The 10332-nt window shown below is 39.2% G+C and carries 10 protein-coding genes; 6 read left to right on the top strand and 4 right to left on the bottom strand.

Annotated elements, in window-relative coordinates; all coding sequences use genetic code 11:
- Positions 1-108: 108 nt before the first annotated feature.
- The 4 genes from ACTCNA_RS16220 to ACTCNA_RS16235 form a co-directional block, all read right to left on the bottom strand.
- On the bottom strand, positions 109-993 hold the full coding sequence (locus ACTCNA_RS16220; RefSeq protein ID WP_462948984.1) for a metal ABC transporter solute-binding protein, Zn/Mn family: 885 nt from the start codon (positions 991-993) through the stop codon (positions 109-111).
- A 64-nt stretch (positions 994-1057) separates the two neighbouring features.
- Positions 1058-1441 carry a VOC family protein gene (locus ACTCNA_RS16225; protein WP_462948985.1) on the bottom strand — a complete coding sequence of 128 codons (384 nt, stop codon included), beginning with the start codon at positions 1439-1441 and terminating at the stop codon, positions 1058-1060.
- Between the two features lie 53 nt (positions 1442-1494).
- Complete coding sequence (locus tag ACTCNA_RS16230; RefSeq protein ID WP_462948986.1) at positions 1495-3588, bottom strand: TonB-dependent receptor plug domain-containing protein; 2094 nt, start codon at positions 3586-3588, stop codon at positions 1495-1497.
- Positions 3589-4345: 757 nt separating this feature from the next.
- Positions 4346-6577 carry a TonB-dependent receptor gene (locus ACTCNA_RS16235; protein WP_462948987.1) on the bottom strand — a complete coding sequence of 744 codons (2232 nt, stop codon included), beginning with the start codon at positions 6575-6577 and terminating at the stop codon, positions 4346-4348.
- A gap of 85 nt (positions 6578-6662) precedes the next feature.
- Here ACTCNA_RS16235 and ACTCNA_RS16240 point away from each other — a divergent pair, with 85 nt between their 5' ends.
- From ACTCNA_RS16240 to ACTCNA_RS16265, 6 genes are all read left to right on the top strand, one after another.
- Positions 6663-7685 carry a putative manganese transporter gene (locus ACTCNA_RS16240; RefSeq protein WP_462948988.1) on the top strand — a complete coding sequence of 341 codons (1023 nt, stop codon included), beginning with the start codon at positions 6663-6665 and terminating at the stop codon, positions 7683-7685.
- A 50-nt stretch (positions 7686-7735) separates the two neighbouring features.
- Positions 7736-7963, top strand: coding sequence for a FeoA family protein (locus ACTCNA_RS16245; RefSeq protein WP_462948989.1), 228 nt, complete (start codon positions 7736-7738; stop codon positions 7961-7963).
- Positions 7964-7975: 12 nt separating this feature from the next.
- Complete coding sequence (locus ACTCNA_RS16250; protein ID WP_462948990.1) at positions 7976-8869, top strand: FeoB small GTPase domain-containing protein; 894 nt, start codon at positions 7976-7978, stop codon at positions 8867-8869.
- Positions 8850-9176 (top strand): nucleoside recognition domain-containing protein, encoded by a 327-nt coding sequence (locus ACTCNA_RS16255; protein ID WP_462948991.1) that lies wholly within the window; start codon positions 8850-8852, stop codon positions 9174-9176. Before ACTCNA_RS16250 ends, ACTCNA_RS16255 begins: the two co-directional genes overlap by 20 nt.
- A gap of 121 nt (positions 9177-9297) precedes the next feature.
- Positions 9298-9810 carry a peptide deformylase gene (def, locus tag ACTCNA_RS16260; protein WP_462948992.1) on the top strand — a complete coding sequence of 171 codons (513 nt, stop codon included), beginning with the start codon at positions 9298-9300 and terminating at the stop codon, positions 9808-9810.
- A 118-nt stretch (positions 9811-9928) separates the two neighbouring features.
- Positions 9929-10246: a CD225/dispanin family protein gene (locus tag ACTCNA_RS16265; protein WP_462948993.1), complete on the top strand. Its 318-nt coding sequence runs from the start codon at positions 9929-9931 to the stop codon at positions 10244-10246.
- Positions 10247-10332 lie beyond the last annotated feature (86 nt).

A 10332-nucleotide genomic window follows, 5' to 3' on the forward strand; every position in this document is an offset into this window, starting at 1 on the left:
TGGGATTTATGATTTGAATTTTGGAAATTTATTGTCATCGTCCCATTATGCCCAATAAAACCGGGTGAGTACTCGAAATGACATTGCATAATTGATTTTACACTCGTCCTAAAAGTGCTGTATCAGTAGATCGGTAATACCCCTCAAATTGTCAAACCATTCCGGATTGAGGGGCCACATTTCCACAACTTCCCCATCGATTTCCTCGGCAAACACGCGGGCCTGACTCCTGTCTAAATCGCTTTGAATGTAAATTACTCCGATATCCTCTTTTTCGGCGAAATCCACCAGTGCTGCCATCCGTTGCGGCGTAGGTTCTTTGCCACCGGGTTCCAGCGAGTACTGAACCAGCCCGTATTCGCGCGCGAAGTAGGAAAGACTGGGGTGAAACAGGATAATCTGACGGCCCTCGTATGGTTTTAGCGCCGCTCTGATTTCAGCATCCATCTCATCAACTTTTTGCACAAAACGGTTTAGATTTTCCTGATATTCTTCTTTCTTTTCGGGATTCAGCAACAAAAGTTCTTCGGTAATGTGACCGGCCATTTGCTTTACCAAAGTGGGCGACAACCATGTGTGCGGATTGATTCCTCCGGTGGAACTTTTTTCACCCGACGGAAGATATTCATCAGTAATTAATTCCAGTTCCTCCGAAAGATTCACAACTTTCATATTCCGGTTGGCTTGCTCAATTTTCTCTTTCCAGGAATACTCAAAACCGATGTACCCAATCCGGAACCAGACTTCTGAACGGGCGATATCTCTCAGTTGCGAAGGCACCAGAGTAAAATCGGCAGGGCTGGCACCAGGGGGCAGCAAAACGTTAATTTTAAAATCGTTCCCGGCAATTTGTTCCACAAAAGTTTTTATGGGTAAAATGCTAACTGTTACTACGGGCTTTTCGTCGTCTTCATTTTTATTTTTTTGTAAACCACACGCAAAAAGCATTGCAGTTAAAAAAATTACCAGTGTTTTTGTTGTATTTAGCATCATTTCTGTAATGTATAATTGTTTGCCGAATGTACGTTTTATTTTTAGGCAGTTTTTAAGTCATCAATCATTTTTGTATTTCTTTCAGTTCAAACATATTCCCGTTTTTATCCCAAATAAAATAAGTATCATTTCTCCCCGGGTTTATTTTTATTTTGGTTTTGTAGCCCAATTTTCTGGCATTATAATAAATAATACTGCTGTTGTGATACTCCAAACAAAAATGAGAAAAAGTCTTTTTCCCTTTCTCCGGATAAATAAAAATTTCTAATCCCACATCATCCTTCTCCATGAAATAAACATCAATTTCTTTCTCTTTTCCAAAAAATTTCAACGAAATGCCGGCTTCCATCAAAAACTTTCTTTTCAAACTAAATTCCAAAATATCTTCGTAAAAATTTTCGATTTCTTCCGAATCATTCACTGATAAAGCTACATGATTTAGTTTCATTTTTTCGACGTTTAATTCACAAAATAAATAAACTTTTGTTTATTTTTCTCTTGTTAATGCATAATATTAACAGCTATTCCTGCATAAAACATGGTTCCAAAAACCGGCGCATACATGAAAGCGGCATCGTCTAAATGCCTTTCATCCTGGATGTAATTAAAAATGTTGTTCACTCCCCCGTAAATAATTTTAGAACGGTTCAGTTTTTTCGACACGCGGGCATTAAACAATGAAAAGGGCTTCGTTTTCTTTATTTTCGACCGGACGGGATCTTCACTGTAGTAGTCAATGTACATGATTCCCTGGTAATTTCCGTTCAAGGTAAAGCTCCAGGTCCCGGGGGTATATTCAACTTTTAAATTCCCTGTGGTTGCAGGAAATCTTGGAATGTGCCTGCTGTAATTTTCAAAAGGAGTTTCAAGCCAATCTTCACGCGGATTGTCGTACTTTCCCTGGTTAACGGTGAAATCGATTCCCAGATCGAAATTTTTTGCCAGGTTGAACTGAGTCGATAATTCCACTCCCTGCACAAAAGCATTGTCTATATTTTTCCACTGGTAATCATAACCTAATGCAGCAACTTTTGGTTCTGCATCGGTAAATCCAATTTTATCCTTTAAATCGGTACGGAAAAGATTGACGCTGATTTTCATTTTTCTCCCGTAATAATCGGCCGATAAATTATAGCTTACCGAGGTTTCAGGATTTAAATCCGGCGATTTCCAGACACGGGGCGAGCCGCTGCACAAATGCAGGTCTTCGGAAAAACCATAGGGCGCCCGAAACCCGGTGCCGGTTGTTGCCCTTAGCGTGATTTTAGAGGAAAGTTCATATTTAAAAGCAATTCGCGGGTTGACGGTTGTTTCTTTAAATTTTGTTTTGGGGAAGGCCGAGGTAAAAATCTGCTGATCGGCGCTATAAATTTCCTCCGAATGATGGAAATCGACCCGGATGCCGGGAACAATAACCAATTTTTCTGTTACCGCCCATTCGTCCTGGATAAAGGCACCAAATTCCCTGGCTTTTTTGTTTGCAACCGACCGGTATGACTGACCGTAAAAGTCACTCTCGTCATTAACCACCACATACATGCCCGACTCTTCCAGATTGTCAGAATAATATTGTATGCCCGCCAGAAAATGATGGTTCCCGAGTTGCTTTGTATAGCTCAATGTTGATGTCCATGTATTTTCAAATGCAAGGTAGGGCCTCATTATCCTTAAATCCGGGACACTGTCCTGGTGAGTATCCATATAATCACCCAAAAAAGAGTCATTTGTTGCATTTCGCTGATGGTTCACGTAAGCCAGTGAAAAATTTATTTCCGAATTGTTTTTTATTTCCTTATTGTACTGAAGTTCCGCTTCATACCGGTCGGTCGTGATATTTTCGGTCCCGTCGGTGAGCGGATTTTTGTAATAGTCGTCGGTTATTGTTCCTCCGGCACGGTTTTCAAATACCGATCGTCCGCGAATAATCAGTTTGTCGTTGCCGAAAAAAGGATTATCAACGTACAAGTCGAAGCCGGTGTTTATCAGTTTCGATTCAACCCTGTCGGAAATGCTGTCTTTATTTTTTACTTCACTTCTTGTAAGGCCGGGGCCGGTTTTATCGATAGCACCTTTGTTAAACCGCTGTGCATAAATATTTAACCCTATGTTCCCTTTTTCATTTCTCATGGAAGATGAAAGGGCATATTTATTCGTGTTGTATTTTCCAACCTGCAGGTCAACCGTGGTCATCGGCGTAAATGACGGTTCTTTCGTGATAATGTTAATTGCCCCGGCTACCGCGCTGCTGCCATAAAGGGCAGAACCCGCCCCTTTTACCACTTCTATTCTATCGATGTTGATGGTACTCAACTGTTGAAGCCCGTACACGCCTGCCAACCCTGAATACATCGGTTGCCCGTTAATCAAAACCTGGGTGTGTTCTGCACCCAGTCCCTGCATCCTGACCATCGAGAAGTTACAATACTGACATTGCTGTTCGACCCTTATACCTGGGGTTTCGTCGAGCGCCTCATATAAAGTAGCGGCGTTCTTCTTTTCGATGGCTTTTGCCGTGATGACTTCTGTCCTCACAGGAACATCTTTTATGTAATGTGCTGTACGGGTGCCGGTAACAACAACCTGTTCCAAATCCATAATGTCATCCTCAAGTTCAAAAATTAACTTTCTTGTTTCCCCCCTTTCCAATATGTTTGTCCTATGTAAAAATACACCTTTAACTCCCGGCCAATTTAATTCACTTACCAGAATACTATCATGTGGCTATTCTAATTTTTATTAAAGTTTATCTGAACAGCGGGATACTTAAGTGATGCAACAATAAATCACCGGACGATGATTCACAAAGGTTTTAGATATACAAAAGCGGGGGTGCCCTGCATTTTTGAGAGGTTATTACAACCAAAGTTGCCTTTTTTTCAGAATATGTAAAATGATTTTCCCGGGGCAACTTATAAAACAGGTTTAATGAAAGAAAAACAAAAGGAAAGAAAATTTCGATATGCTGGAAGAAAAATAATTCCGCCTGCGTGTGATGATGTGATTTGAAAGGTTCCGAATCGTTTGTTTTATCGTAAGGGTGTGCATGCGAAATAACTTCTCCACTGGCCAGGATATGAGAATGGGAAAACACTATTTTGTTGACTGTTGTCACTACTATCCCCATAGCCGCCAAAACAGCAATATACTTGATTATAATATTTCCAAAAGTTCGTTTCATCAGGGGACAAAAATATTAAAAAATGAACAAATGTTATATCCCTATTAATGGGGATTTTTATCCTTTGCGTCCGATATCTTCCAGTTTTTCGTGGTTAATTATTTCAATATTTCTCCCTTCGGATTTTAACAACTTCTATTTTAAAATACTTCCTGTAAGATTAAACGCATCGGCTTATTTAATTCCAAAAGGTATTCTTAACGAGAAGTTAAAATTCCGGCCCTGATTGTAATACCCCATTGGCTTCAAGGTTGAAAGATGGTCAAAATATCGTGTATCAAATAAATTATTTACAGATACACCAAAAATTAAAGTTTGCTTTGATACCACTATTTCGGAATAAACACTGATATTTACTAAGGTATAACCTTCTGTTGCGGTTTCATAAGTAGATGGGGTATTTTGTGAAAATGCTGACAGAGCGGATATTTTTATATTGGGTTTCTTTAAAAACCCTAACTTTTTTCTTTCTGCACGCACCTCATAACGCAATTTATTTGCCGGTATAAAGGGCAAATAATCACCATTTTCCTGTTTGCCAATAACCGAAGAATAAGTTCCTTCAATATGCAACCATGGAAATGATTCAGGATGAAAATGAATTCCTGCTTCTCCACCGTAAAGTTTTGCATTTGTTTGCGAGAATCGATAAATACCTACACCGGTTGAAGTAGTATCTATGGTTGGTGAAATAAAAATATAGTCGTTGATGTGATTATAAAAACCGGCCAAATCAAAGGATAGAAATTCACCATGATAATGCAAACTTACATCTGTTTCAAAAGAATTTTGTGGCGATAAATTTTCATTTCCAACCTCATACCTGTTTCCGTGCATTCCGTTAGAAGTCAATTCTGATAAATTAGGAACACGGTACCCTTTGGCAAAATTAGCCCTGAGCATCATTTTCTCAACCGGCTGATATGTAGCTCCAAGCGAACCATTAATATTTGAAAAATCTTTCTTAACAGGAGCATGATAATCGCTTGTTCCTTCTGTTCCCAAAGCAAAGGTTTCAGTTTTATACCTATCGTATCTTAACCCGCCTTGTACCTTTAGTTTTTTTAGTACCGTATATTTTACCAATCCTAAAAATCCTACATTATTAACATCGGCATCTGGCAAAAATTGAGAAGCCCGGTTGTTCAGGTTTCGGTTATTTTGAAACATCCCTTGTAATCCAATGATATATTCCGATTTATCGCCGGTGGGCAAATACAATTTTGATTCATAGGTGATGGTATTCAAATTCATTTCAACAAACGGAACTTCAAGTGTTGTTTGAAGTTTCCTCAACGCGTTTTGGTAAGCTGCGTTAATATCCCATTTGAATTTGCCCAGATACAGGCTGTTTTGAGATGAAATCATTTGATGTTCCAAATCCTGAAACCAAACTTCATTTTTTCGACCTTGCTCTGTAATTAATGGTTTTACCGGAGGTACACTCATGCCTAAATCTTGTTTGAAATAGTCATAAAACACCTTAAAAGTGCCAATTTTGCCGGTATATCCCGTATTGGCATTGAAAGTCATTTCATTAAAACGTGTATTAGGAACATAATCGCCACCTCCCTGCAAATAATCAGCATGGGTTTTATGCCCAAAACGTAAACCTCCAAAAAGATTTTTTGAAGCCCCTTTTAACCCAACACTATTGTTCATGCCAAGCGTGTTCGAATGCAATTGCATCCGGTAGTCTCCTATAATCTTTCCGGTTGGTGCAGGTTTTTCTTTTATGAAATTGATAACCCCGCCTATTGCATCTGAACCATAAAGTAAAGATGCCGGTCCCTTAATGATTTCCACCCTTTCTACATCGTTGTCATCTATGCCTAAGGGGTGGTTTTCACTGAATTGATAATTTTCAATTCGCACACCATTATTCATAACCAAAATATCATTCATTGAAAGCCCTCGAATTACGGGTTTCGATATGCCTTGTCCTTTGGCTATCATGTCAACGCCGGGAACTTTGGTCAATGCTTCCATGAAATTTGGTGTTCCGGAAAACGCAATATCCTTGCTTTTTAATACATCAATCTTTACCGCATTTTCATGCTGTGAAGTAACGTAGCCGCCTGTTATCACAACTTCCTGCGATTGAATAATCGCTATTGTCAATAAAGCATCTACTTCATTTTCAGTTTGCGAAATATCAATTGTTTTAATTTCGGTATTGTACCCGATAAATGAAAACTGAATTTTAATTTTACCATTTGGAACATTCGTAATTAAATATTCTCCCGCCTGATTGGTTATTGTTCCCTTGTTGAGTTCAGGCAAAAAAACCGATGCACCGGTTAATGGTTCATTGTTTTCATCAGTCACTTTCCCTTTTATTTGGTTTTGAGCGTTTACTTTTGCAAAAATTAACAATACGAAGAATACTAAAACAATTTTCTTCATTTTTTAAAATTTAATTCACAAAATTAAATAAACTTTTGTTTATTTTGCAATTATTTGGAATTGGTTTAAATAAAAATTAGGTGCCATGACTGAAGTATTTATTTCAACATTGAAACAAACGCTGATGATAACCGCTTTCGTGTTGTTTATGATGGTGGTTATTGAATATATCAATGTACAAAGCCAGAATGTTTGGGCAGAAAAATTACAAAAATCCCCCTTCCTGCAAATCATTATAGCAGCCTTACTGGGCATCACACCGGGATGTATGGGTGCGTTCACCGTAGTTAGTCTTTACACGCACCGGATGATGGGGTTGGCGGGACTTGTGGCGGTAATGATTGCCACTTCGGGCGACGAAGCTTTTGTAATGTTTGCCCTGTTCCCGGGTAAAGCATTACTGCTAAACGGAATCATGCTTGCCATTGCCATTGCTGCAGGTTGGGTGGTCCATCTTTTTGAACACAAAAAAACCGCTGATGAAATTCATGGATTTGAAGTGCACCAGGAAGATATTTGCCGCTGTTTCGACAAAACAATCGTTTTCCCCCAACTTAAAAAAATCACTTTTGAGCGTTCTTTGCTCATAATTTCCACGTTTCTTTTTACACTAATGATTGTTACCGGAGTTCTTGGCCCCAATGAATGGAACTGGAAAAAATTTACGTTTCTCATCGGAGCATTGTTTTTGCTTTTTGTATTTTTCACGGTTCCCAACCACTTTCTAAAAGCGCATTTGTACAACCATATCCTGAAAAAACATTTACTGCGTATTTTCCTGTGGACATGGGGCGCTTTTCTGGTGTTGCACTTTGTAGAATCGAATCTTGCGCTTACCAGCCTGATGGAAAACAACCAGACAGTGGTGTTGCTTATTGCAGTTCTAATGGGAATTATCCCCGAATCCGGACCTCATCTGTTTCTGGTTACTTTGTTCTCACAAAACCTGTTGCCTTTCAGCATACTGCTTGCCAACTCCATTGTACAAGACGGACATGGGATGCTTCCGCTCCTGGCTGAATCGAGAAAAGATTTTCTAAAAGTGAAAACCATTAATATGCTGGCCGGACTGCTGGTTGGCTATATTTTATTGAAATTTAATATGTAACACAATTGAATATCAATTCATTTGATAAATGAGAATAAAAATTAGACGATATGCTTACAATAAATGATTTGCCCATTGGCAAAAAAGGAATTATCAAGACAATAAACGGCGGGTACGGGCTGACTCAGAAGTTAGATTCGCTTGGCATACGCGAAGGAATAGAAATAGTCAGGATAAGTACGCAATGGATGAAGGGCCCGGTAACAATACGCTATGGAAACAGCGAAGTAGCCATCGGACATAATATGGCAATGAAAATAGTGGTAGAACCAGTTTAATTACGATTATCAATGAAGATATTGCTCATAGGAAATCCCAACGTTGGTAAAAGTGTGCTTTTTAACCGGCTTACCGGGATGGATGTAATTTCATCGAATTATCCGGGGACTACCATCGACTACACGAAAGGATATTTTAACATTCAGGGAGAGCGGACCGAATTAATTGATGTCCCTGGTATTTATTCGCTGGAAGCAACATCTAAAGCAGAAGAAATAGCTGTACAAATGCTAAAAGATGGCGATGTATTTATCAGTGTTATCGATGCCACGAATTTGGAACGGGGGCTAAATCTTACGCTTCAGTTGATTAAGCAGGAAAAACCCCTGCTGGTTGCATTGAATTTGTTCGATGAAACAAAACACAAAGGCATATCTATCGATGTTGAAAAACTGGAACAGGTACTGGGCGTTCCCTGCATTCCAACTTCTGCACTTTCGGGCGAAGGAATAAAGGAGCTGGTATTGAAGATTCGTGATGCACGTGTTTCCGATTTTGTTTTTGATAATTCACAGCGATGGAACGAAATCGGGAAAATTATTAGTGAGATACAGGAAATTAAATCAAAAAAACACACTTTTTCAGAAAAGCTGCGGGATGCCTCCATTAAACCGCTCACCGGAATCCCGCTATTGGTTCTCGTTTTATTGCTCACATTCACCCTCATCCGGTTTATAGGGGAAGGTCTAATCGGCTTTGTTTTTGAACCGTTTTTCGAAAAAGGCTGGTCACCGGTTATGCTCGGGCTTTCAGAGCTATTGGGGCAGTCCGGAATTTTGCATGATTTATTGATTGGCAAATTGGTTGATGGCACTATTGATTACGGCCAATCCTTCGGGTTATTAACCACGGGATTGTTTGTTCCTATAGGAGCTGTGTTGCCTTATGTATTTGCATTTTATTGACAGAATAGCTTCACCGGTATTCGATCATCTGCTTGGATTACCCGATGAAGCAGCAGGAGCTTTAATCATGGGTTTTTTGCGAAAAGACCTTGCAGTTGGCATGTTGGTACCGCTGAATATGACCTTTCAGCAACTGGTGGTGGCCTCCGTTGTGTTGTCGATGTACTTTCCGTGTGTAGCTACTTTTGCCGTTCTTTTAAAAGAACTGGGGATAAGAGATATGATAAAATCAACGGTAATAATGGTTTTGTCTGCATTAATTACCGGGAGTCTTGTAAATCTGTTATTAACGCTGACAACAAACTAATTATCAGATCATATCAATCGGATGTTTACAATATTTCTTGATATGCATTTTCCGGGAAATGCTGGAAAAACTTGAATTGTTTCAAACATTTGTTTATTTTTAAAAGTTTAAATTAGTAGAAATGAAAATGCCAATCGTGATATATGGCTCGTCGGTTTTAAGAAAAAAAACGTTTGATCTGGATACCGGTGACGACTTTGTTCAACTGGCTGAGAACATGAAGGAAACGTTAAAAAATGCCAGAGGTATAGGTTTGGCAGGCCCACAAATTGGTTTGCTGAAAAGCATTTTTGTGGTGGATACCACTCCTTTGGAAAATGACAAAATTGAATCCGTTGAAAAAGTTTTTCTTAATCCAGTGATCATGGAACACGACGACAACACATCGTGGTATAATGAAGGTTGCCTTAGCATTCCCGAAATATTTGAAGACGTGAAACGTCCCGAAAAAGTAGAAGTACGTTACCGTGACCTGAATTTCGATTGGAAAGAAGAAACTTTGACTGGATTAGAGGCCCGTATTTTTCAACATGAATACGACCATTTGCAGGGAATACTTTTTGTGGACAGGCTCAGTACCCTCAGGCGAAAACTAATCAAAGGCAAACTCCATCATATTGCGAAACATAAATAGTCCTCGATATTTTGTCGTTTTAAAAATTTATTTTCGAAATTCATTTTATTTTAAAAAATCATAAGTTAAATTTGTTTTCAAAGTCAAAACTTTTAAACCAATAAAAAATTACTCAGTTATGAACGAACAACTTGAACAACAACCGCAGGCGGCCCAACAGGCTCCTCCACCCAATTATCTGGTTTGGGCAATTCTCACCACTATTTTATGCTGTCTCCCCTTTGGGATTGTTTCCATTGTTTATGCAGCACAGGTAAATTCAAAATGGACAGCGGGCGATTACGAAGGTGCCAAGCTGTCGAGCAAAAACGCAAAAATATGGGCCTGGGTTTCTTTTGGAGTTGCTCTGGCCGGAGCTATAATCTGGTTTATTTTAACCGTTGTTATTGGTATTGCAGGATTAGGACTGGGAGCTTTGGAAGAATTCACTGCGTAAATGATGAAAAGAATTTTTCAGGCAGGACTGCTGGTTGTTATTCTCGCACTGGCAGTCCTTTTTTTTCTGCTCGATCCATCGAAAAA

It is taken from the genome of Tangfeifania sp., assembly GCF_055108615.1.

Coding starts and splice junctions, on each gene's coding strand:
- ACTCNA_RS16225 (WP_462948985.1), bottom strand. CDS start 1,441: ATGAAACTAAATCATGTAGCTTTATCAGTGAATGATTCGGAAGAAATC.
- ACTCNA_RS16265 (WP_462948993.1), top strand. CDS start 9,929: ATGAACGAACAACTTGAACAACAACCGCAGGCGGCCCAACAGGCTCCT.
- def (WP_462948992.1), top strand. CDS start 9,298: ATGAAAATGCCAATCGTGATATATGGCTCGTCGGTTTTAAGAAAAAAA.
- ACTCNA_RS16240 (WP_462948988.1), top strand. CDS start 6,663: ATGACTGAAGTATTTATTTCAACATTGAAACAAACGCTGATGATAACC.
- ACTCNA_RS16220 (WP_462948984.1), bottom strand. CDS start 993: ATGATGCTAAATACAACAAAAACACTGGTAATTTTTTTAACTGCAATG.
- ACTCNA_RS16250 (WP_462948990.1), top strand. CDS start 7,976: ATGAAGATATTGCTCATAGGAAATCCCAACGTTGGTAAAAGTGTGCTT.
- ACTCNA_RS16255 (WP_462948991.1), top strand. CDS start 8,850: ATGTATTTGCATTTTATTGACAGAATAGCTTCACCGGTATTCGATCAT.
- ACTCNA_RS16245 (WP_462948989.1), top strand. CDS start 7,736: ATGCTTACAATAAATGATTTGCCCATTGGCAAAAAAGGAATTATCAAG.
- ACTCNA_RS16235 (WP_462948987.1), bottom strand. CDS start 6,577: ATGAAGAAAATTGTTTTAGTATTCTTCGTATTGTTAATTTTTGCAAAA.
- ACTCNA_RS16230 (WP_462948986.1), bottom strand. CDS start 3,588: ATGGATTTGGAACAGGTTGTTGTTACCGGCACCCGTACAGCACATTAC.